The organism is Bauldia sp. (genome assembly GCF_020442045.1).
Classification (GTDB): domain Bacteria; phylum Pseudomonadota; class Alphaproteobacteria; order Rhizobiales; family Kaistiaceae; genus Bauldia.
On sequence record NZ_JAGRLA010000008.1, the window covers coordinates 1 to 19,094 of the forward strand.

A 19,094-nucleotide genomic window follows, 5' to 3' on the forward strand; every position below is an offset into this window, starting at 1 on the left:
CCAGAGCGTGCGACCGAGATTATAGAGGACAAGCGCAAATCCGCCTGACAGCAGGCCGGCGGCGAGCGGGAAGAGCCATCCGCCCACGTCGATCATGCCGGAGAGCTGAAGGAAGCCAAAAAGCAGCGCGGCGAGTCCCACCACCAGCAGGACAAGGGTCGGCAGAGGAAGCGCGTTGCTGTGAAGGCGCCGCGCGATGAGGACCGGGACAAACTGAAACAGCGCCCCGCAGAGCAAAAGGCTGAGCCAGCCGATGGCGATGAGATGGACAAGAACGAGCGTCTGCGGAGCCCGGATCGGCGCGGACGGAAAGCCATATCCTGCCGCCATGAGGGACTCGCCAAGGATCAGCGACACGAGCGCTGCCGCGAAATAGGACATGGTCCAGCGTGAGAGCGTGACACCCATCTTGATATCTTCCGCCGGACGCGACGACGGTCGGAGCCGGCGTCGCGTCGATGCGCCTCGGCCTCAGGCCGCCTTGGCGTGCTTGCCGATCTCGACGCGCCAGACCTGCGGCCCCTGTTCGACATAGGTCCAGGAGAACTGGTCCGGATACTCGGCTTCGAGCTGATAATAGAGCGGCTTGGGATCGTGATCGTTGACCAGGACGAAGGATGTGCCCGGTTCCAGCGCGTTCACGAGCTCGAAGATCTTGGCGTGGCGTTCCGCCGGCACGAGGCTCCGGACATCGACGATGTCGGCGGTGCTTGATGGCTCACTCATGGCATTCTCCTTGTCTTGGTATGGGGCCCAGAGAGCTGGTCGCGGCCGAAGCGGCCCTGCTCGGCATCTCCGGTCCCGTTATTCACGGTCCCAGTCTCCATGCTAAAAGATATATTGTCAATACATCTTTTATGGGATAGGAGAATGAAGACGACAGCCCATGGCCGGCGGGTCAGCCGGCCGGTGGTGTCGCCAAGACAATCCTACGGAGGTGCGCCATGAACATGATGGTAAGCGGAGTCGAACCGACACAGGTGCTGATGGATGATCTTCGTGAGCCGGCTGCGTCTCTCGCCGGCGGTGATATCGCGGAGCTGCCGGTATCGGAGCTGGCGGCAATCGTCGTGTCGCAGTTCCGCGCGCATGGCCACATCTGCAATGTGCTGACGCACATTTCCGGCGCCCGGTGGGATCGTGTGGAGGAGGCGATTGGCGCGATCCTCGATCCTCGCGCGGGCAAGCGCCGGATGACGCCGCTCGCCGAGAATATCGTTGATCTTCTGTGCGCCGAGCGGGGAGTCACCGGACGGATCGTCAAGCCGTATTTCGAGACGCTTCTCGGCCGGCTGCTGCCGGGTGAGGTCGCGGCGCGGCTATGCGCCCATGTGGCATGCCTTGGCGGCGAGCAGTCGAAGCAGGATCATGGGTGAGGGTGACACAAGCGAGATGGTCGCGGTGTCCGGAGATGCTCGAAAGGGCAGCGCTTCGGAGACGAGGAGAGAGCGATGATGCAGTCCAAGGAACGGCTGGGCATGTCAGCCAATGGCGTGAGACAGCCGATATTACCGGACGATCCCCATAGGCGTCTCAGCTATGAGTCGCTTATTCGCGCGGATTACGAGCGGTGCCGTCCGGACGACTCTTTCGAGGATCTGAAGCGTCGCGCCCGGTTCTCGAAGGAGGACCAGGGCTTGCTACGCGATTGGATGGCGATCGCCGCCGAGTGGGCGCGGCAACAGCAAAAGGACGCAATGCCGGAGAATGGGCGGCTTTCGATTGCAGCCTAGCGCAGGCTGACAGTGCTGGATGGCGCCTGATCGTCTTCGGTCGGCGGCGCAGGGCCACCGACATCCGCGATGACGGGACCTCAGGATAGGATTCATTCGACATCCATCCGGTGCAAAGATGCTATTGCATGAACAATCGCGGCGAGGCGGGTCTTGAATGATGCGCCGGACATACGGCGCTTTCTCGGTTCCCCTCGCCAACTCATGCGCGCTGATCGCAACGGCGCTGGGCTGCGGACCGGGTAGAAACAGATGCGATTGACGACATTCTCCGACTATGCGCTGCGCGTGCTGATGTATGCCGGATCGGCTGGCGAGCGGCTGGTCACCATCGAGGATACCTCGAGGGTCTACGGGATTTCGCGCGCGCACTTGATGAAGGTCGTCAATATCCTGACGAAGACGGGATATCTGAAGGGGGTTCGCGGGCGTTCAGGTGGGTTCACCCTCGCCAGGCGCCCGGAAAAGATAAACCTCGGAGAGGTCCTGCGTGCGACCGAGCCGGATTTCGCCTTGGTCGAGTGCTTTACAGCCGGCAATCAGTGCGTGATTACCGGCTGTTGCCGGCTGCCCAACGTTCTGAATGAAGCCTTGAACGCGTTCGCCACGACCTTGGATCGTTACACGCTCGCCGACATCATGCTGGCGGAACCCGATTTCACGGCGCCGGATCCTCCCGTCGGTGAAACGCGCGGCCCTGACTTTGCAGGTGGGATGCACCGCCAACCGAGATGAACGCAAACGGAGCCGGGTTTGGACCTGGCTTCCGCCAGACACCCGGCTATCGGGCGTAACCCCTGACGACCTTCGTTGCGGAGCGCATCGTTCAGCGCGGGGAGCAAAAGCGGACAAACTCCACGACGTCACCCGGTCTGACCGAACCCTGTTCCGCCGGGATCATGGCGAGGCCGTCGGCCTGGCACAGCGCATGCAAAGTCCCCGAGCTGCGGTTTTCAGCTATGTCGATCGTCGGCACGCCTTCCTTCGACCAAGAGACGACCCGCGCCGGGATAATCTCCAGGCGCCCGCTCTCCCGCGCGAGGGAAAACCCCGCGACCGCGCGACCGCACGCGCCGTGTGGTTCGTCGACACCACAAAGCCGCGAGATCTGTCGTCGTCCGAAGAGTTGAAATCCGACAAACGCAGATAACGGATTGCCCGGCAGTCCGAGATACGCTCTGTCATCGAGCGTCCCGAGCAGGATCGGCTTGCCGGGCTTGAGCGCAACCTTCCAGGCATGCACGGTTCCACCGGCCTCGACAAAAGCCTGCCCGACGAAGTCGCGCGCACCAATCGAAGCGGCACCGGATGAGATCAGCAGGTCAAATCTGCCCGCGATCCCACGAAAGAATCGCGCCGTTTCGGCGAGATCATCATCGACGATTCCCAAGTCGACGACATCGGCTCCGGCGCGATTTGCCAATGCAATCAGCATTGGCCTGTTGGCGTCATGGATCCGCGCTGCACCGGTCGCGCCATTTGGCAATAGCTCGCTTCCCGTCGAAAACACGCCGACGCGCGGACGTTTGAACACGTTGACGCTCGTGTAGCCATTCGCCGCCAGGAGGCCGATGTGGCGAGGCTCGATCCTGATTCCTGCCGCAACGAGCACCGCGTCGCGTGCGATATCGGATCCTTTCGCACGGATGTTTTCTCCCGGAACCGGACGAATCCCAACGACGACGACGTCTCCGTCGTCCCGGCAATGCTCCATCATCACCACGGCATCAAAGGCACCGGGCACTGGCGCGCCTGTGTAGATGCGCATCGCCGCGGGTTCCGTGCCAGGGATTGGATCTGGACGGTCACCGGCCGCGATCGTGCCTGCGACGGGAAGACGCCAGGGTCCATGTCCCGCCAGGTCAGCGGTACGAACAGCAAATCCATCCATTGCCGACTGGCTGAAGAAGGGCATCGGCCTTGGCGCCCTGATCTGTCCGGCCGAAATGCGACCCGATGCATTCCGCAGATCAATGCATTCCGCGTTCATCAGCGGCGCGACGATCGCATCGGCAATGGCGAGTACATCCCTTACGGAGCGGTCTCCATCCATTTGATCCGTTGCCCCATTCTCGCGGGTTATGCGTCGGGCGCATCCGATGGTCATCGCGTGGTTCCACACACAGTTTGCGTCCCGTCCCCGCGGCCTCAACTGGATCGCCGGACGTCAGGCACGCCCGGACAGGGGGCGGCACAATCGCATGTCCCAAAACGAGGCGCCCGCGCCTGCTCGCCACAAGCCGACGAAGCGACCGGCGCGATCCGGTGGAAATCCCGAGCGGCTCACCGTCAATGCGATCCTCGAAGGCAGGGGGACGACGCCGCTGTTCGACGCAGCCGGCTTGCTCCGGAATGCCCGGCGAAACCGTTAGACCATGGCACGCTTGCGCGCTCGCTCGCGGTCACCGGTTCCCGGTCCGACTTGATCTTCGGGTTCGCCGCTCCGATCGAGAACCCTCCATCTCGCGCGTTCCAGGTCGTCAAATTGATTGTGTTGCAGGGCCCAGATGAATGCCACAAGCCCGATGGCTCCCATCCCGATGGCCAGCGGAATCAGGAACAGCGCATTCATCTTGCCGGGCCCGTCCCATGGATGCTTCTGAAGACGTGCCAGGTCCCATGGCCGAGTACCGGGAAGACGACGACCAGGCCGAGCAGGCCGGTGGCGACCGAGAGGGCGAGCCCTGCTGCGACGACCGCGCCCCATGCGACGACGGCTCGAAGATTCTGGGCGGTCATGGCGAAGCTCAAACCCATCGCCGTCAGCGCGTCACGCCGTTCGGACATCAGCATCGGGATCGAGAACAGGCTGATGGCGAAGGCAAAGGCGGCGAACAGGGCGCCCAACGCGCTGCCGACCAGGATCAACGCCCAGCCGCGCGGGGTGGTGAGGACGTTGATCAACGCATGTTCCGCACCCGGAAAAGGCGTGAGCCCGAAGAACAGCGCATAGAGCAGATCCGCCGTGCGCAACCAGAACAGGACGAGAAGGGAGAGCATCAGCCCGGCATAAGCCAGCTGCGCTCCCGCCGCCGGCCGGACAAGCAGCATGGCGCCGAGACCGAGGCGCCGCCCCTCCTCGCGGGCCCGGCTTTGCGCGTAGAGCCCGATCGCCAGAAACGGGCCGACGATGAGAAACCCGGCAACGGCCGGCAGCACCAGATACATCAGCCCCGCCGCGCCCAGCCCGGCCAGGACGGCAAGGGACAGGACGAGAAGGAAGAAGCCATAGGCAAGATTGGCTCCCAACGCGGCTCGAAAATCGGCCCATCCGGCCGCCAGCCACTGGCGAACGATGCCGGCGGGCAGGCCACGGGCAAAGGCGGCCGGTGGACGTCTCGGCGCAACCAGGGTGGGTAGCGGCTCCAGCACGATCCGGCCTCCCTCAACAGGACAGACGCGCCGGCGCCTTGCCCGGAGGCGGCGTGACGCAATCGGGTTGGGACATGAAAGCCACCTTCACGAGATGAGCATTGGCCGCAAGAAACAGACCGGCGAAGACCACGGCGCCAGCGATGGCCAGGCGCCGTTGCAGCCGTGCGTCAATCATCGGTCCCGCTCCCCGTCATTCTCCGAAAGGCTGGCAACATAGAGAGCCAGGATATTGATCTCCGCAGTCGACAGGCGGTCCTGCCACGTGGGCATCTCTCCCTGACGGCCATTCCACAACGTGGTCATGACGGTCTGTATGTCGCCGCCGTAGATCCAGTGACCGGAGATCAGGGTTGGCGCGCCATTGTCGGGAATGCCCTTTCCACCTTCGCCGTGGCAGGCGACGCAATTCTCGGCGAAGACGGCGGCGCCCCGGCTGTCGGGATCGGCTTGCCCGTGGCCGAGCGCGACGACATGCTTCGCCACCGCCACGATATCCTCACGGGAGAGCATGCCATCGCGGCCGAAGGCGGGCATCTGGGCGAAGCGCGTGTCCGGGTCGGTGCTGTTGATGCCGACGCGGATGGTTTCGGCGATGGTCTCGGGCGCTCCCCCCCAGAGCCAGTCGCGATCGGTCAGGTTCGGGAATCCCGGTCCGCCCGTACCATCGGTTCCATGGCAGGCTGCGCAGTTGTCGGCAAACAGCCGCACGGCGGTCGGCCGTGCGCGCGCCAGCAATCCGGGATCGGCCGCGAGATCCGCGACAGGATTGTCGGCGAAGGCCGCCATCCAGTCACTTCGTGCCTCCTCGAGTTTCTCGTATCCGGCGAGGGCCATCTCCCCCTGGTCGAGGCCAAGGAGCCCGCGCGTGAAATCCCGCCCGATGGGCCAGGCGGGAAGCAGGATCCACGCGATGACCGAATACAGGAATGCCAGCGCCAGGGCCCACAGGACGATGCGCGGAAAAGGGGTGTTGAGCTCGCGGATGCCGTTCCAGTCATGCCCGGTCGTCTCGTATCCGGTTACCGGATCGACATCACGCTCGTGGGGGCGCGACCCTGTCATCGATCTTTTCCTCGGGGCTCGCGATCGATCAGGACAGAGCGGGCCGCGCGTTCGTGAGCGGACTTTCGGCTCGGCCGATAGGCCAGCAAGACGACGATCAGAAAGAACGCCAGCATCCAGATCAGGCCGGCCGTCTTGGCCGCGTAGACAGCCATCTCGTGAGTGAGGTTCATGGCTGCTCCTCCGACATGATCGCATAGGGCAAACGCGTCTGCGTCCCGAGCGACTGCAGATAGGCGACCAGGGCATCCATTTCGGTCAAACGCGACGGATCGCCGTCGAAGGCACGGATAGCGACGTTATCGCCGTAGCGTTCCGCGACCCCGGCCGCGCCGTCGCTGTCGGGACTCGATTGCGCCAGCGCATCGGCGGCGGCGTTGGCCAGGCGGGCATCGTCATAGGGCACGCCAAGCCGGGCCAGCGTTCCCATCTGCGCCCCGATATCGCTCGCGTCGAGCGACCTCTCCAGCCATGGATAGGCAGGCATGATCGACGTCGGGACCACGGCCCTCGGGTCGATCAGATGCGCGACATGCCAGGCGTCCGAGTATTTTCCCCCAAGCCGTGCGAGATCCGGCCCGGTGCGCTTCGACCCCCACAGCATGGGGTGGTCCCACGCCGATTCGGAGGCCAGCGAATAGGGGCCATAGCGGTCGATCTCATCCGCCAGGTGCCGCACCATCTGGCTGTGGCACGCGTAGCAGCCTTCCCGGATGAACACTTCGCGGCCGGCGAGCTCGAGCGGCGTGAGCGGCCGCATGTCGTCCGGAATCTCGACCGTCTGGTCGATGGTGAAGAGCGGCGCGATCTCGACGGCTCCGCCGATCGAAGCGGCGACGATGATCCCGACGACCAGTCCCATCGAGAGCTTCTCGAGATTGTAGTGGAGCCTCAGCATCCGTCTACTCCGCAGGCTGTGACACGAGCGGCCGGTCTGCTGTACCAACGCCGAAGCGGACCCCTTTCAGCGTCGCGCGGGTGTTCAGGGCACACAGGATGGCCCCCGACAGGAACAGCACGCCGCCGATGGCCCGCAGCAGATAGTAGGGCGCCATGGCCTGAACGGATTGCAGGAAGCTGTAGCTCAGCGCGCCATTCGCGTCGTAGGTACGCCACATCAGGCCCTGGGTGATGCCGGCGTTCCACATCGCCACGACGTAGATGAAGGTTCCCGCGACGGCGAGCCAGAAGTGCCATTCGACAGCCCGGGGCCAAGCCATGTCTTCGCGGCCGGAAAGCTGCGGAACAAGCGTGTAGATCGCTCCGAAGACGATCATCGCGACCCAGCCGAGAGTGCCGGAGTGAACGTGGCCGACAGTCCAGTCGGTGTAGTGGGACAACGAGTTGACCGGACGGATGGCGAGGAAGGATCCCTCGAAGGTCGACAGGCCGTAGAACACGGCCGCGACGAACATGAAGCGCAGGGTCGCGTCGTCCCGCACCTTGTGCCAGGCGCCGTTCAGCGTCGCGATCGCGTTTCCGGCGGAGGCCCAGCTCGGCACCAGCAGCATCACCGAGAACGTCATTCCCAGTGTCTGCACCCAGTATGGCAGCGCGGTATAGTGCAGGTGGTGCGATCCCACCCAGATGTAGAAGAAGACGATCCCCCAGAAGCTGACGATCGACAGCCGGTAGGACCAGATCGGGCGTCCCGACCGCACGGGCAGGAAGTAGTAGAGCATCCCGAGGAAGCCCGCGGTGAGGAAGAAGGCGACGGCGTTATGGCCGTACCACCACTGTACCATCGCGTCCTGAACGCCGGCCCAGATGGTGAAGCTCTTCGTTCCGGCGAAGCTCACCGGCAGCGCCAGGTTGTTGACGATGTGCAGCATCGCCACCACCAGGATAAACGCCAGGTAATACCAGTTGGCGACGTAGATATGCGGCTCCTTGCGGCGCGCCAGGGTCCGCATATAGAGGGCGAAATAGACGACCCAGATCACCACCAGCCAGAGATCGGCATACCATTCCGCCTCGGCATATTCCTTCGACTGGGTGCTGCCCATCAGGTAGCCGGTGACAGCCCAGACGCAAAAGAGGTTGAAGCCGATCAGGACCACCCAGGGACTGACCGAATCCGCGAGCCTGGCGCGCGACGTCCGCTGCAGCACGTGGAAGGAGGTCGCGATCAGCGCGTTGCCGCCGAAGCCGAAGATCACACCGGTGGTGTGGAAGGGACGCAGGCGGCCAAAGCTGGTGGCCGGCCACGGCGGAGTTGCCTCCGGCCAGTAGAGCAGCGCCGCCACCCAGACGCCGACGCCCATCGCGATGACCGCCCAGATCAGGGTCATCACGATGCCGAAGCGCGTCGGCTCGTCATAATAGTTTTGCTCGCGGTCCGCCCGCGGCGACGGCTTGTCGAGGGCCCCGGCCAGCGCAATGGCGAGGAAGAGGCCGAGGATGAGCGCCATCGTGCCGTGAACCGCCATCGGACCCTGGCGGGCCGCCGCGGCCATCGTCAGTCCGATGACGCTCAGGATGATGGCAATGAACAGCCCCGTCTGGCGTTCTGCGATGGTCAGGGATCGGATCATGCCGCGGTCCACTATGTCCGGATCACGCGGCAGCGGCCGCTGGCAGCGCGATGTCGGCCAGCGTCGAGCCGTCGAGGTCCCTGAGGAAGGCCGCCTCGGCCGAGCGCAACCGTGCCTTCAGGCGACAGCATCCGGTGATCGTGCAGTCGCCACCACCGGGCGCGAAGCACTCGACGATCGCCTGTCCCTCTTCGAGCAGGCGGACGATGGTACCAATGGTGATCTCGCTCGGAGACTTTGCGAGGACAGCTCCGCCTCCGCCGCCGCGGCGGGTCTCGATCAACCCGCCCCTTGCGAGCCGCTGCATGATCTTCGCCAGGTGATGACGCGACAGCCTGAACTCTTCGGCGATCTCGGCCGTCGAGAACGCGGTTCCCGGCGAACTCGCCATCCTCATCATCATCCGGAGGCCATAGTCGGTGAAGGATGTCAGGCGCATCTTTCGTTCGTGTTTAATTGGTATTTGCAATGCACATTAATCAGCTTGTCCCGAGATGCAAGCCCGCATGAGCCGGTGCATCTCTTCGTCACACCACGCCGTCCGCCGATGCCGGACGCGGCTTGCCCTGGCGCGATCCGCGGCGGGGACCGCGCCCCGCGTCATGCCGAAATGACCTGACGCAGGGTTGCGAGAGCCGGCGCAACGAGCGCCTCTTCCGCGTCGGTCGATGTGACGGCATAGATGGGATAGGAGAATTTCGGCGCTTCGGGCACCAGGTGGAGTTCCCCGGATTCGATATAGCGCTTGACTGCCTGCGACCTGAAATAGCCGGTCCCGCCCGCTGTCAGCAGATAGCCAAGGGCCAGCGGGCCGAAATCAAAGGAAAGACCCGACGTCCCCGCATCAGGAAAAGCCGAGCTGAACTCCCGCGCGAATTCCGGTCCCCAGTCCACCGTCAGGAAGCCGGGATCGTCGACGGTCCCGGCGTCTGGATCACTTGTCACCAGAACGAGCTTCTCGTCGAGCAACAGCTCGATACGCAATCCCGGCCGATGCGACGGCGCGTACATGACAGCGGCATCGACCAACCCATCCGCGACCTGATCGATCAGGTCCCATGGTACGTCGACATGGGCGCGCAGGGCGAGTTCGGGCAGCGCCTTTCGCATCCCCACCACCCAGTCGAGGAGGAGCGGCTGCCAGAGGCTCGTCTCGGCGCCGACGGTCAATACCGATTGGTGCCCTTCGGGCACCGCCACCACATTCCTTACCCGCTGCCACAGTTGGACGAAGGTCGGGGCATGGCGGAGGAACTGTTCGCCGGCCGGCGTCAGGGATGCGCCGGCCTTGTTGCGGACGAACAGGGGTCGTCCGAGCTTCTCCTCGAGCGTACGGACGCGTGCACTCACCGTCGTCTGGGCAACGTTCAGCCGTTCTGCCGCCCTGACAAAGCTGCCGGTCGATACGATTTCGAGAAAGGTTCGGGCGAGCTCAACGTCCACACGGCGATTGATAGCATAAAAACTGCAGCAAATCCCTCTTCTGCGCTGCATCGCTGGTTTTGCAGCACACCACCCACGGCCGTTCTTCCTGCTGTTCCCCAGGCGGCGCCTCCCGGTTTGCCCGAGATTTGATCGCAAGTTTTTTGATTTGAAAGTCCAATTATATTCGTTTGTATGGCTTCATCTTTGGTGAGACGGTGACGGCATCAGCTCTGCCAGCGAGTGTTCCAATGTCGGAACCAAAGCCATCCGGAAACCCTTTCGGCGGCCAGAGGCGCGCCGGGCCGGCGGTTGCGGGACAACGCCGCCGCGGGCGTCGCGACAGCCGCTCCCGCCTCCTGCGGCGTGGCTGGCCCCGCATGGCGGCCCGTCCTCCGACCCTGCGCGCTCCACGACATCTACTCCGTGGTGGCCCGCTTCCACTGCGTTCTGTCGCTCGGCGCCGTCTTCGCGATCTTCGGCGGCTGGTACTACTGGTTCCCGAAGATGAGCGGCTACATGGACAACGACAAGATCGGCAAGCTGCGCTTCTGGGTCACCTTCATCGGCGTCAACCTGGTGGTCTTCCCGCAGCATTTCCTCGGTCAGTCGGGCATGCCGCGCCGCTATGCCGACTACCCGGACGCCTTCGCCGGCTGGAACAAGGTGTCGTCGATCGGCATGTGGGCCGCCTTCGCCAAGAAGCGCGAAGCCGGCAACAACCCGTGGGGCCCGGGCGCCACGACGCTCGAGTGGCAGCTTTCCTCGCCGCCGCCATTCCACCAGTGGGAGGTATTGCCGAGGATCAATTGAGGGCCACCATCGGCCGCCATCTCTCAGGTTTCGCGATCGAGCAACACCTCCCGCAGGACGACGGCGTCGTTGTGTGCCTGGTCACGTGCGGCATAGACGAGGGTGAGGGTGCCGGCCCGTGCGACGTCGCGCAGCCGGTCGAGATCATCGCCAAAGGTGGCGAGCTCCGCCCGATAACGGCTGCGGAACGCCTGCCAGCGCCGGGGATCATGGCCGAACCACTTTCGCAGCTCCGTGCTCGGAGCAAGGTCCTTGGCCCATTCGTCGATCGCCGCCTCGGCCTTGCTGACCCCGCGCGGCCACAAACGGTCGACGAGAACGCGACGACCGTCGTCGTCGGTGGCCGGCTCGTAGGCGCGCTTCAGCCTGATTCTGTCTGCGTCGATCTTCCCGGTCATGTTCCCGCTACCCCGCTTCACCATCCGGCCGGACAACCGGGCCGGTCGAAATGCGCCGCCGGGACGGTTCCCGGCCAGTCCATGACGGATACAATGGTGCTTCGTGATGACCGCGCCCTATGACAACGACGAAGTCTTCGGACACTACGCGTCCCCGCCCTGCTTCATGCACGAGCTGGACCCGGCTTATCTCGGCGTGCCGGAAATGCATGACCGTGACGTCAAGGACTGGCGCAGGGCCGAGCGGCGGCGCCTGATCGCCAGGCGGCTTGCTCTCCACCCGGACGAACGGCAGCATGCTTCGGCGCGGATCCGCCATCGGCTGGACGAGACCGTCGGCGATCCGTCCGGACTCGTCGTCAGCGGCTACTGGCCATGGCGGGGTGAGCCGGACCTGCGCGCCTGGCTGGCTCTCGTGCATGCCCGCGGCGGCCGATGCGCGCTGCCGGTGGTGACCGCCAGGAACGAACCACTCACGTTCCGCCACTGGCAGCCTGGCGACCGCATGGCTCGCGGGTCGCACGGCATTCCGGAGCCCGTCCATGGCGAGGCCGTCGTTCCCGATGTCGTCGTCGCCCCGGTCGTCGGGTTCGATGATTCCGGCTATCGACTGGGATATGGCGGCGGTTTCTACGACCGAACGCTTGCCCACCTGTCGGCGCGACCGCGGGCGATCGGCGTCGGATTCTCGGCTGCCCATATCCCCACCATCCATCCCCGGCCGCATGACATCTCGATGGACCTCATCGTTACCGAACGCGAGGTTCATGCCGCGACCGCGCCCCGGGCCGACGTCCCCGGCTTGCGTTTCTAGGTCTCGGCGAGCAGACCCCCGATATCGGCGCCAACGCGAAGATCGTCCTCCGCTCCGAAAGCCTGTCTCCGGATCCGTCCCGCCCGATCGATCAGGACGAGCGTCGGCGTGCCTTTCATACCATAGGCGGCCATCGTCAAGGGGATTGCTCCATCCGGTGACGGCTGGTCGACCGCCACCGGAAAGGCGATGCGGTATTCGGCGATGAAGGCGGCAAGGGATACCGGCTTCATGGCATCATGGTGCTCGAAGACAGTGTGGATGCCGATGACCGCGACGTCGTTCGGCGAGAACAGCTCGGCGATCCGCTGCGCCTGGGGAATCCCCGACCTGACGCATCCGGGGCAGAGCATCTGGAAGGCGTGGAGCACGACGACCCGACCCCGCAGAGCCTCGAGCGTCAGGGGTTCGGCGGTATTGAACCACTGCGCTGCGTGCAGTTGCGGAGCGATCTTCATCGACCTGCTCCTTCTTCCCCGACAGCCGCCATTGGCGCCTTCTCGAGATCGGCGACACGCCGCCTCAGGGTCCGGATCTCGTTGAACCGCGACGTCACATCCCGGAGGATGGCCGCCATGCCGGTCGGCCTCGATCCGGATTCCGACAACGGCACAATCGTGAACTCCACCGATATCTGGCTCCCGTCCCGAGTGAGTGCCGGCACGGCGAGGAGATCACCGGAGCCGTAGCGGCTTTCTCCCGTCTCCATGACCCGGTCATAGCCGTCCGCGTGGCGCGCCCGAAGTCTCTCGGGGATGATCAGGTCAAGCGGCTGTCCGATCGCCTCTTCCGGGCTAAATCCGAAGATGCGTGCGGCGCCCGGGTTCCACAAGCGGATAATTCCCTGGCGATCGGCGACAAGGATCGCGTCCGCAACCGTTTCCAGAATTGCCGCACCGAGCTTTTCGGTGATGCTTGCCGGCTCGTCATTCACGGTCATTGGGAAATTCCTCGCAGCAGGGATCCCCCGAGTCTGCCGGATAAGTCGGCGCAGACAAACGAATATTATTGGATTATCAGCGTAAGATTCTTGTTGTGAAATAGCGGGTCTGGCGGGCGTCTTCCCCAGCCTGCCTGCTCAAGGCAATCCCAAGCCCAAGCCCAAACCAGGCATAAAAGCCGCTGGGATGGACGCGCAGTCGGTCGCATTGCCTTGAATGTCGCGCGCCCCAGTGACCCCTCGCTGGTGTCCGCTGCCTCAGCCGCTTCCGTTCCCTGACCATCGCGGTGGCCGCGTTCCGTGGGGGACGCTCGCTGGTGACGGCTTTCCGCCGGAGCGCCCACGGAGATCGTGTCGGATTGGCCTGCCGGCAGGCGAGTGGCGAGCGGCCGGAGACAGCCGTTCGGCGGATGGCGTTCCCTGGCCCAAATGAGACAGGCGATATCTCGCCACTGGTCGTCGATCACACGGCCGGCACCCAAGATGATTGACACGTCCCGCCTCTCCGTGTACCGATCGGTCGGTACGAGAAAGTTACGCCGAACGAAAATGTTGGACGAACAGCAATGGGAGGAATCGCAATGTCTATCCAGGGAATTTCCCGCGGGTTACTGATCGCGGGAGCACTCGGAGTTTGTCTCGCGGGTCCCGCCTTCGCCGAAACCAAGACCCTGTCCGTCAAGCCGGGCGCACCGACTGACGTTCCGGAAAAATTCGCCAACAAGGACGTTGCGATCGCGGTGGTCCGCCAGCTCAACGTCGGCGACGTCTATCAGGCATGGATCTCCGGTGTCGAGGCCGAGGCTGACCGTCTCGGCGTGAAGCTGACCGTCTATGATGCCGATGGCGACAACGCCAAGCAGGCGCTGCAGCTGCAGCAGGCGGCTGCGACAAGCCCCGACGCGATTCTCATCGGATGGGGCTTCGGCGACAGCCTTCAGGCGGGTCTCGAGGCGGCCTGTTCCGCCGGCATACCTGTCGTCGCTGCGAATGCCTCGGTCGAGGCTTCCGACTGCGTGACGCTTGTGAACCAGTCCGAGCATCTGATGATGCAGGGCATCATGGACCAGTTCAAAGCGGACATGGGTGGCGAGGTTAAGGGCGATGTCATCTATGTCTACGTCGCGGGATACCGACCGCTCGATCTCCGCAACGAGGTCTGGGAGACGTTCAAGGCGGAAAATCCCGGTGTCAACCAGGTCGCCCAGATCGGCGTGGTGAACGCCAACACCGCCGCGCAGACTGCCGACCAGGCCAAGGCCGCGCTGTCGGCAAATCCCGACACCATCGCGATCATCGCGCCTTATGACGAATTCACGAAGGGTGCCGCGCTCGCGATCACCGAGCTCGGCTTGCAGGACAAGGTGAAGACCTACGGGATGGACATCTCGACGGCGGACATCGCGGTCATGACCGAGGACGGCAGTCCGTGGGTCGCCACCGCGACGACGGATATGGCGAACTTCGGTGCCGTGTCGCTTCGGGTAGCGGCCGGCGAGATCACCGATGCCTACGACGGCAATGATCTGCAGATTCCGCCGCTGGTGATCACCCAGGAGGATCTGCGCACGAAGGGGATCAAGAACGTCGAGCAGCTCGGCGAAGCCTTTCCCGCTCTGGCTACGCCGAATCTCGCTGAAGCGCCCTGGATGGCCAAGCTGGACTGATGCTGGCGCCCGCCGCAACCTCCGCTGCCGACGGCGACAACCCGTCGGCGGCCGGTCGGGATACGCTTGTCGAGTGTCGCGGTCTTGCCAAGGTATTTGGTGCGACCAGGGCGCTAAACGGCGTCACCTTCGACATTCGTCCGGGCGAGACGCTTGGTCTGCTCGGAGCGAATGGCGCCGGTAAGTCGACGTTGATCAAGATCCTGTCGGCCATGCACCGGCCGACCACTGGCAAGATCTTCGTCGAAGGCAGGGAATGCGCCTTCCAGTATGCGTCCGACGCGCGCGATGCCGGCATCGCTACCGTCCATCAGAATATCGACGACAATGTCGTCTTCGGCATGACGGTCGCCGAAAACCTGCTGCTCGATGAGATTGCCAGGCCCGGTGCCCGGATATTCCTGAACCGGGGGGAGATTCTGCGCCGCGCCAGGGTGATCCAGGAGAAGCTCGAGCTCGACCTGCCGCTGACTCTCCCGGTCGAGCATCTCGCCCCGAGCCGCCGGCAGGAACTGGCTATCGCGCGTGAGCTCGTCAAGAATCCAAAGCTTCTGATCCTTGACGAGCCGACATCGACGCTTTCCGAGCGCGAGGCGCAGAAGCTCTTCGACGCGGTTCAGGAGATGAGGCGGAAAGGGATCGCGATCCTCTATATCTCGCATCGCATGAGCGAGGTGAAGCTCCTGTGCGACCGGGCGGTGGTGTTGCGCAATGGCATGATCGTGTCGGAGCACCAGTCGCCGCTGGATACGAAGGCGATCGCGTCTTCGATCCTGGGCGAGCTCGTCCTGTCGACGGTGCGCGGCAGCCGCGAAGGGCGAGGGACCGCCGTCAAGATATCGGGGATGCGATGCAGGCCGCATTCCCCCGAGGTCAGCTTTTCCATGAAAAAGGGGGAAGTGCTCGGACTCACCGGCTTGATAGGTGCGGGAAAGACCGAGATTCTGGAGCAGATTTGCGGGTACCGGCCGCTGGTCTCCGGGGCGATGGAGATCGAGGGCAAGGCGCTCAGGCCCAAGGACGTGGCGGACGCGATGCTCAAGGGCGTCGTCATGGTGCCGGAGCAGAGAGCGATGCAGTCGATCTTCCCCGGAGACACGCTCTGGCAGCATTGCTCCATCGGCCTGATAAACCTTTTCAGCCGCGCCGGCTTCATGGAGCGGAGCCGGGAGATCGCGTTTGCGCGTGATGTGATCAAGGCTTTCCGGGTGGTCTGTCCCGGCGCCGAGGCGACCATCGAGGAGCTCTCCGGCGGCAACCAGCAGAAGCTCCTGGTGGGGCGGTGGCTCCAGCAGGAATGGAGGCTCGTCGTCCTGGACGAACCGTTCCGCGGCATCGACATCGGCGCGCGGGGGCTGATCAGCCAGGAGCTCAGGCGCTTCTCCGAACATACGCCGGTTCTGGTCTGCAGTTCCGATCCGGAGGAGGTCATCGAGGTCGCCGATCGCGTCATCATCATGGTCGACGAGCGCATCGCCCACGAGGACAAGGCGTCAAACCTGACCGCCGACTCGCTTGCGGAAATCATGAGCGGCGCCGCTTTCGAAGGCGGCTTGCAGCCAATTGGGGAGGCCTCCTGATGGCCGATACATCTGCGCGGCAGACCGGGGCAGGGACGAACGAATATTCGCGGCCTGACGGGTTCGAACGAGGCAAGGCATTCGTCTACCGGTACGGCCTCCTCACCGTGCTGGTCGTGATGATCGCCTATTTCAGCGCGACGCAGCCATTCTTCCGCACCTTCGCGAATGCGATGATCATCCTGCAGGCCGCATCCATCGTCGCCGTGGTCGGCCTCGGATGCACTGTTTCGATGACGGTGGGCGGGTTCGACCTGTCGGTCGGATCGGCGATGAGCCTGTCGATCATGGCGGCCGCCGCCGCGATGGTGATCGGCGATGTCGGCGGCGTTCCCGCCATCCTGATCGGCATCCTGGCCGGGCTCGCGGTCGGAGTGTTCAACTCGCTTCTCATCGTTCTGGCGCGGGTGCCCGATCTCGTCGCAACGCTCTCGACGCTCTTCCTCGTCAACGGGCTGACGCTGATGGGCGTGAGCGGCCAGTCGGTTGCCGAGGGCATGGCGTGGAACGGCACGACGACCAGCGGAAAGTTCGCCCCGATCTTCAAATGGCTGGGCTCCGGCAAGGTCGTCTCGATCCCGTCATCGGTCATCGTGGCGGGGTTGGTCTTCCTCTTCGTGGTGGGCCTCCTGAACTACACCCGCTGGGGACGCGCCTTCTACGCGGTCGGCGGCAACCCGATCGCTGCTGCGGCGGCAGGCATTCGTGTCGCCCGCTACAGGGTATCCGCCTACCTGATCTCCGGCGGGCTCGCGGCGATCGCCGGTCTGATGCTTGCCGCCCGGTCGAACCGCGGCGACGTCAATGTCGGTGACCCCTACCTCCTGCAGGCGGTCTCGGCGGCGCTGGTCGGCTACGCGGTACTCGGCGCCAACAAGCCCAATGCATTCGGCACGCTGATCGGCGCCGTCTTCGTCGCCGTGCTGATCAACGGGCTGACCATGTTCAATTTTCCCTATTACGCGCAGAGCTTCGTGCAGGGCGTGCTGCTCGTCGTCGCCCTTCTCATGTCCTACACGCTCGGTCCGCGCCGGCGCTGAAGCCAATTCCCAGGAACCCGATTGGAGAGTTGCATGTCGAGACTAGCTGTACCGGACATCCGGAAGAATCTCTTCGACGTTACCGACAAGGTGGTCGCGATCACCGGCGCCGGGCAGGGGATCGGCCGTGTCCTTGCGATCGGCTTCGCGTCGGCCGGCGCGAAGGTGGTCATGGTGGATCTCAGCGCCGACCTGCTGAAGGAATCCGAGGCGATCGTCAGGGAAATCACGCCGGATGTTGCGGCGGTCGCGACGGACGTCTCTGCCGAGGATGCGCCGGAGAAGATCGTCGAGGCCTGCATGAAGCTCGGTGGCCGGGTCGATTGCCTGATCAACAATGCGGGGATCATGTCCTACACCGATCCGCGCACGATCACCGACGACGAATTCGATCGGATGATCAGGATCAACCTCAAGGCACCCGTCCGCATCATGCGCGCCGTCCTGCCGGTGATGGAGAAGCAAGGCTCGGGGTCGGTGATCAATATCGGCTCGTCGTGGTCCTCACGCGCCTCGATGTTCAACCAGTCGGGCGGCGGCGTCGATTATTGCGCCGCCAAGTCGGCGCTTCAGTCCTATACCCGCGGCGCCGCGCAGAACCTGGCCGAGCATCAGGTCCGGCTGAATGCCATCGCGCCCGGCGGCGTCGACACGCCGATGCACGCGCACCATCGCGATTTCCTGATGGAATACGAGAAGTATATCCCGCTCGGCCGCATGACCGTCGCCGAGGACCTGGTCGGGACGGCGCTGTTCCTGGCGTCGGACGCCTCGACCTACATCACCGGACAAACGATCCATGTGAATGGCGGCATGATCATGGTGGATTGAGCCGCCATCGATCCTGCTCCCCGAAAAGACAAGGGCATTAGTGGATGTATACGCGCCAACAGGTGCTTGCGCGGCTCAGGAAGACCCTGGACGAAGGGCGCCCGATCATCGGGTCGGGCGCGGGAACCGGCATCTCCGCCAAGTTCGCGGAACGCGGCGGGGCCGACCTGATTCTAATCTACAATTCCGGACGCTACCGGATGGCCGGCCACGGATCGAATGCCGGGCTTCTCGCCATCGGCGACGCCAATGCGATCGTCGTCGAGATGGGCGAGCGGGACGTGCTGCCGGTCGTCAGGGAGACGCCGGTCATCGCCGGCGTGAACGGGACCGATCCGACGCGGGTCATGCCCCGTTTCCTTGCCGGCCTCCCGCCGATGGGCTTTTCCGGCGTCATCAATTTCCCCTCGCACGGGATCATCGATGGCCGCTGGCGCGAAAGCCTCGAGGCGACCGGCTTCGGCTACGACAAGGAAGTCGAGATGATCGCCGAGGCGCGCCGGCAGGACCAGTTCACGCTGGCATATTGCTTCACGCCCGACGAGGGCGCGCGGATGACCCGGGCGGGCGTCGACGTGGTCGTCGCCCATATGGGACTGACCACCGGCGGATCGATCGGTGCATCGGACAGCTTCTCGCGGACGGTCGCCGACTCGGTCGAACTCACCAGGGCAATCGCCGAGGCATCACGGGCCGTGCGCGGGGATGTGATGGTCGTGACCCATGGCGGGCCGCTGGAATCTCCCGACGACGCCCGGGCGGTGATCGTCGGCGCTCGGATCGAAGGCTTCATCGGGGCCTCCACGATGGAGCGCCTGCCGGTCGAGACAGCGATCGAGGACACCGTCCGCGGCTTCAAAGAGATCAGTCTCGAAAGGTAGAGCG

Annotated in this window: 24 protein-coding genes and 1 pseudogene; 10 read left to right on the top strand and 15 right to left on the bottom strand. The window is 64.3% G+C overall.

The features are described 5' to 3' along the window. Both KDJ86_RS00865 and KDJ86_RS00870 read right to left on the bottom strand, forming a co-directional pair. Positions 1-408 (bottom strand): annotated as a pseudogene (locus KDJ86_RS00865) (hypothetical protein); the annotation flags it as partial. Positions 409-471: 63 nt separating this feature from the next. Then, complete coding sequence (locus KDJ86_RS00870; protein WP_291741664.1) at positions 472-726, bottom strand: DUF2249 domain-containing protein; 255 nt, start codon at positions 724-726, stop codon at positions 472-474. 218 nt (positions 727-944) lie between these two features. Between KDJ86_RS00870 and KDJ86_RS00875 the strand changes: the two genes are divergently transcribed. The 3 genes from KDJ86_RS00875 to KDJ86_RS00885 all read left to right on the top strand — a co-directional run bounded on the left by KDJ86_RS00875 (position 945) and on the right by KDJ86_RS00885 (position 2,468). Beyond that, positions 945-1,376, top strand: coding sequence for a hypothetical protein (locus KDJ86_RS00875; protein WP_291741666.1), 432 nt, complete (start codon positions 945-947; stop codon positions 1,374-1,376). Positions 1,377-1,454: 78 nt separating this feature from the next. Continuing rightward, positions 1,455-1,733, top strand: coding sequence for a hypothetical protein (locus KDJ86_RS00880; protein WP_291741668.1), 279 nt, complete (start codon positions 1,455-1,457; stop codon positions 1,731-1,733). A gap of 252 nt (positions 1,734-1,985) precedes the next feature. After that, entirely contained in the window at positions 1,986-2,468 is a 483-nt protein-coding gene (locus tag KDJ86_RS00885) for an RrF2 family transcriptional regulator (RefSeq protein WP_291741670.1), read from the top strand. A 91-nt stretch (positions 2,469-2,559) separates the two neighbouring features. Here the strand turns inward: KDJ86_RS00885 and KDJ86_RS00890 are convergent, their stop codons facing one another. The 10 genes from KDJ86_RS00890 to KDJ86_RS00935 form a co-directional block, all read right to left on the bottom strand. Continuing rightward, the gene (locus KDJ86_RS00890) at positions 2,560-3,840 is read right to left on the bottom strand and encodes a molybdopterin molybdotransferase MoeA (RefSeq protein ID WP_291741671.1); all 1,281 of its coding nucleotides are present in this window, start codon (positions 3,838-3,840) and stop codon (positions 2,560-2,562) included. A 261-nt stretch (positions 3,841-4,101) separates the two neighbouring features. After that, complete coding sequence (gene ccoS / locus KDJ86_RS00895; RefSeq protein WP_291741673.1) at positions 4,102-4,305, bottom strand: cbb3-type cytochrome oxidase assembly protein CcoS; 204 nt, start codon at positions 4,303-4,305, stop codon at positions 4,102-4,104. Continuing rightward, positions 4,302-5,105 (bottom strand): DUF2189 domain-containing protein, encoded by an 804-nt coding sequence (locus tag KDJ86_RS00900; protein ID WP_291741675.1) that lies wholly within the window; start codon positions 5,103-5,105, stop codon positions 4,302-4,304. Before KDJ86_RS00900 ends, ccoS begins: the two co-directional genes overlap by 4 nt. A 13-nt stretch (positions 5,106-5,118) precedes the next feature. Then, the gene (locus KDJ86_RS00905) at positions 5,119-5,283 is read right to left on the bottom strand and encodes a hypothetical protein (RefSeq protein ID WP_291741678.1); all 165 of its coding nucleotides are present in this window, start codon (positions 5,281-5,283) and stop codon (positions 5,119-5,121) included. Continuing rightward, complete coding sequence (ccoP, locus tag KDJ86_RS00910) at positions 5,280-6,170, bottom strand: cytochrome-c oxidase, cbb3-type subunit III (RefSeq protein ID WP_291741680.1); 891 nt, start codon at positions 6,168-6,170, stop codon at positions 5,280-5,282. Before ccoP ends, KDJ86_RS00905 begins: the two co-directional genes overlap by 4 nt. Next, entirely contained in the window at positions 6,167-6,343 is a 177-nt protein-coding gene (locus KDJ86_RS00915) for a cbb3-type cytochrome oxidase subunit 3 (protein ID WP_291741682.1), read from the bottom strand. Before KDJ86_RS00915 ends, ccoP begins: the two co-directional genes overlap by 4 nt. Then, the gene (ccoO, locus tag KDJ86_RS00920) at positions 6,340-7,068 is read right to left on the bottom strand and encodes a cytochrome-c oxidase, cbb3-type subunit II (protein ID WP_291741683.1); all 729 of its coding nucleotides are present in this window, start codon (positions 7,066-7,068) and stop codon (positions 6,340-6,342) included. Before ccoO ends, KDJ86_RS00915 begins: the two co-directional genes overlap by 4 nt. A 4-nt stretch (positions 7,069-7,072) precedes the next feature. Continuing rightward, positions 7,073-8,701: a cytochrome-c oxidase, cbb3-type subunit I gene (gene ccoN, locus KDJ86_RS00925; RefSeq protein WP_521085243.1), complete on the bottom strand. Its 1,629-nt coding sequence runs from the start codon at positions 8,699-8,701 to the stop codon at positions 7,073-7,075. 25 nt (positions 8,702-8,726) lie between these two features. Further along, positions 8,727-9,143, bottom strand: coding sequence for an RrF2 family transcriptional regulator (locus KDJ86_RS00930; protein WP_291741687.1), 417 nt, complete (start codon positions 9,141-9,143; stop codon positions 8,727-8,729). Between the two features lie 161 nt (positions 9,144-9,304). Further along, positions 9,305-10,198: a LysR family transcriptional regulator gene (locus tag KDJ86_RS00935; protein ID WP_291741689.1), complete on the bottom strand. Its 894-nt coding sequence runs from the start codon at positions 10,196-10,198 to the stop codon at positions 9,305-9,307. Between the two features lie 171 nt (positions 10,199-10,369). On the opposite strand from KDJ86_RS00935, the gene KDJ86_RS00940 reads away from it, so the two are divergent. Next, positions 10,370-10,939, top strand: coding sequence for a cbb3-type cytochrome c oxidase subunit I (locus KDJ86_RS00940; protein ID WP_291741692.1), 570 nt, complete (start codon positions 10,370-10,372; stop codon positions 10,937-10,939). 23 nt (positions 10,940-10,962) lie between these two features. Here KDJ86_RS00940 and KDJ86_RS00945 read toward each other — a convergent pair whose 3' ends face one another. Beyond that, positions 10,963-11,337 (bottom strand): DUF488 domain-containing protein, encoded by a 375-nt coding sequence (locus KDJ86_RS00945; protein WP_291741694.1) that lies wholly within the window; start codon positions 11,335-11,337, stop codon positions 10,963-10,965. 106 nt (positions 11,338-11,443) lie between these two features. Between KDJ86_RS00945 and KDJ86_RS00950 the strand changes: the two genes are divergently transcribed. Next, the gene (locus tag KDJ86_RS00950; RefSeq protein WP_291741696.1) at positions 11,444-12,151 is read left to right on the top strand and encodes a 5-formyltetrahydrofolate cyclo-ligase; all 708 of its coding nucleotides are present in this window, start codon (positions 11,444-11,446) and stop codon (positions 12,149-12,151) included. Here the strand turns inward: KDJ86_RS00950 and KDJ86_RS00955 are convergent. Further along, the gene (locus tag KDJ86_RS00955; protein ID WP_291741698.1) at positions 12,148-12,609 is read right to left on the bottom strand and encodes a redoxin family protein; all 462 of its coding nucleotides are present in this window, start codon (positions 12,607-12,609) and stop codon (positions 12,148-12,150) included. The two genes, KDJ86_RS00950 and KDJ86_RS00955, sit on opposite strands and share 4 nt — an antisense overlap. Beyond that, complete coding sequence (locus tag KDJ86_RS00960; RefSeq protein WP_291741702.1) at positions 12,606-13,091, bottom strand: PAS domain S-box protein; 486 nt, start codon at positions 13,089-13,091, stop codon at positions 12,606-12,608. Before KDJ86_RS00960 ends, KDJ86_RS00955 begins: the two co-directional genes overlap by 4 nt. 581 nt (positions 13,092-13,672) lie before the next feature. On the opposite strand from KDJ86_RS00960, the gene KDJ86_RS00965 reads away from it, so the two are divergent. From KDJ86_RS00965 to KDJ86_RS00985, 5 genes are read left to right on the top strand one after another with little or no spacing between them, the layout of a single operon-like run. Further along, complete coding sequence (locus tag KDJ86_RS00965) at positions 13,673-14,758, top strand: substrate-binding domain-containing protein (protein WP_291741704.1); 1,086 nt, start codon at positions 13,673-13,675, stop codon at positions 14,756-14,758. After that, positions 14,758-16,338: a sugar ABC transporter ATP-binding protein gene (locus tag KDJ86_RS00970; protein WP_291741705.1), complete on the top strand. Its 1,581-nt coding sequence runs from the start codon at positions 14,758-14,760 to the stop codon at positions 16,336-16,338. The genes KDJ86_RS00965 and KDJ86_RS00970 overlap by 1 nt, the downstream gene beginning before the upstream one ends. Then, on the top strand, positions 16,338-17,378 hold the full coding sequence (locus KDJ86_RS00975; RefSeq protein WP_291741708.1) for an ABC transporter permease: 1,041 nt from the start codon (positions 16,338-16,340) through the stop codon (positions 17,376-17,378). The genes KDJ86_RS00970 and KDJ86_RS00975 overlap by 1 nt, the downstream gene beginning before the upstream one ends. Positions 17,379-17,411: 33 nt before the next feature. Next, positions 17,412-18,209, top strand: a complete 798-nt coding sequence (locus KDJ86_RS00980; protein ID WP_291741712.1) for an SDR family NAD(P)-dependent oxidoreductase — start codon at positions 17,412-17,414, stop codon at positions 18,207-18,209. A 44-nt stretch (positions 18,210-18,253) separates the two neighbouring features. Continuing rightward, positions 18,254-19,090: a phosphoenolpyruvate hydrolase family protein gene (locus tag KDJ86_RS00985; protein ID WP_291741715.1), complete on the top strand. Its 837-nt coding sequence runs from the start codon at positions 18,254-18,256 to the stop codon at positions 19,088-19,090. Positions 19,091-19,094 lie beyond the last annotated feature (4 nt).

Excerpts from the sequence above, each read along its gene's own strand:
- KDJ86_RS00970 (WP_291741705.1), top strand. The coding sequence starts at position 14,758 with ATGCTGGCGCCCGCCGCAACCTCCGCTGCCGACGGCGACAACCCGTCG.
- KDJ86_RS00890 (WP_291741671.1), bottom strand. The coding sequence starts at position 3,840 with ATGACCATCGGATGCGCCCGACGCATAACCCGCGAGAATGGGGCAACG.
- KDJ86_RS00870 (WP_291741664.1), bottom strand. The coding sequence starts at position 726 with ATGAGTGAGCCATCAAGCACCGCCGACATCGTCGATGTCCGGAGCCTC.
- ccoS (WP_291741673.1), bottom strand. The coding sequence starts at position 4,305 with ATGAATGCGCTGTTCCTGATTCCGCTGGCCATCGGGATGGGAGCCATC.
- KDJ86_RS00965 (WP_291741704.1), top strand. The coding sequence starts at position 13,673 with ATGTCTATCCAGGGAATTTCCCGCGGGTTACTGATCGCGGGAGCACTC.
- KDJ86_RS00935 (WP_291741689.1), bottom strand. The coding sequence starts at position 10,198 with ATGCAGCGCAGAAGAGGGATTTGCTGCAGTTTTTATGCTATCAATCGC.
- KDJ86_RS00960 (WP_291741702.1), bottom strand. The coding sequence starts at position 13,091 with ATGACCGTGAATGACGAGCCGGCAAGCATCACCGAAAAGCTCGGTGCG.
- KDJ86_RS00930 (WP_291741687.1), bottom strand. The coding sequence starts at position 9,143 with ATGCGCCTGACATCCTTCACCGACTATGGCCTCCGGATGATGATGAGG.
- KDJ86_RS00905 (WP_291741678.1), bottom strand. The coding sequence starts at position 5,283 with ATGATTGACGCACGGCTGCAACGGCGCCTGGCCATCGCTGGCGCCGTG.
- KDJ86_RS00950 (WP_291741696.1), top strand. The coding sequence starts at position 11,444 with ATGACCGCGCCCTATGACAACGACGAAGTCTTCGGACACTACGCGTCC.
- KDJ86_RS00980 (WP_291741712.1), top strand. The coding sequence starts at position 17,412 with ATGTCGAGACTAGCTGTACCGGACATCCGGAAGAATCTCTTCGACGTT.
- KDJ86_RS00880 (WP_291741668.1), top strand. The coding sequence starts at position 1,455 with ATGCAGTCCAAGGAACGGCTGGGCATGTCAGCCAATGGCGTGAGACAG.
- KDJ86_RS00915 (WP_291741682.1), bottom strand. The coding sequence starts at position 6,343 with ATGAACCTCACTCACGAGATGGCTGTCTACGCGGCCAAGACGGCCGGC.
- KDJ86_RS00945 (WP_291741694.1), bottom strand. The coding sequence starts at position 11,337 with ATGACCGGGAAGATCGACGCAGACAGAATCAGGCTGAAGCGCGCCTAC.
- KDJ86_RS00875 (WP_291741666.1), top strand. The coding sequence starts at position 945 with ATGAACATGATGGTAAGCGGAGTCGAACCGACACAGGTGCTGATGGAT.
- ccoO (WP_291741683.1), bottom strand. The coding sequence starts at position 7,068 with ATGCTGAGGCTCCACTACAATCTCGAGAAGCTCTCGATGGGACTGGTC.
- ccoP (WP_291741680.1), bottom strand. The coding sequence starts at position 6,170 with ATGACAGGGTCGCGCCCCCACGAGCGTGATGTCGATCCGGTAACCGGA.
- KDJ86_RS00985 (WP_291741715.1), top strand. The coding sequence starts at position 18,254 with ATGTATACGCGCCAACAGGTGCTTGCGCGGCTCAGGAAGACCCTGGAC.
- KDJ86_RS00885 (WP_291741670.1), top strand. The coding sequence starts at position 1,986 with ATGCGATTGACGACATTCTCCGACTATGCGCTGCGCGTGCTGATGTAT.
- KDJ86_RS00955 (WP_291741698.1), bottom strand. The coding sequence starts at position 12,609 with ATGAAGATCGCTCCGCAACTGCACGCAGCGCAGTGGTTCAATACCGCC.
- KDJ86_RS00975 (WP_291741708.1), top strand. The coding sequence starts at position 16,338 with ATGGCCGATACATCTGCGCGGCAGACCGGGGCAGGGACGAACGAATAT.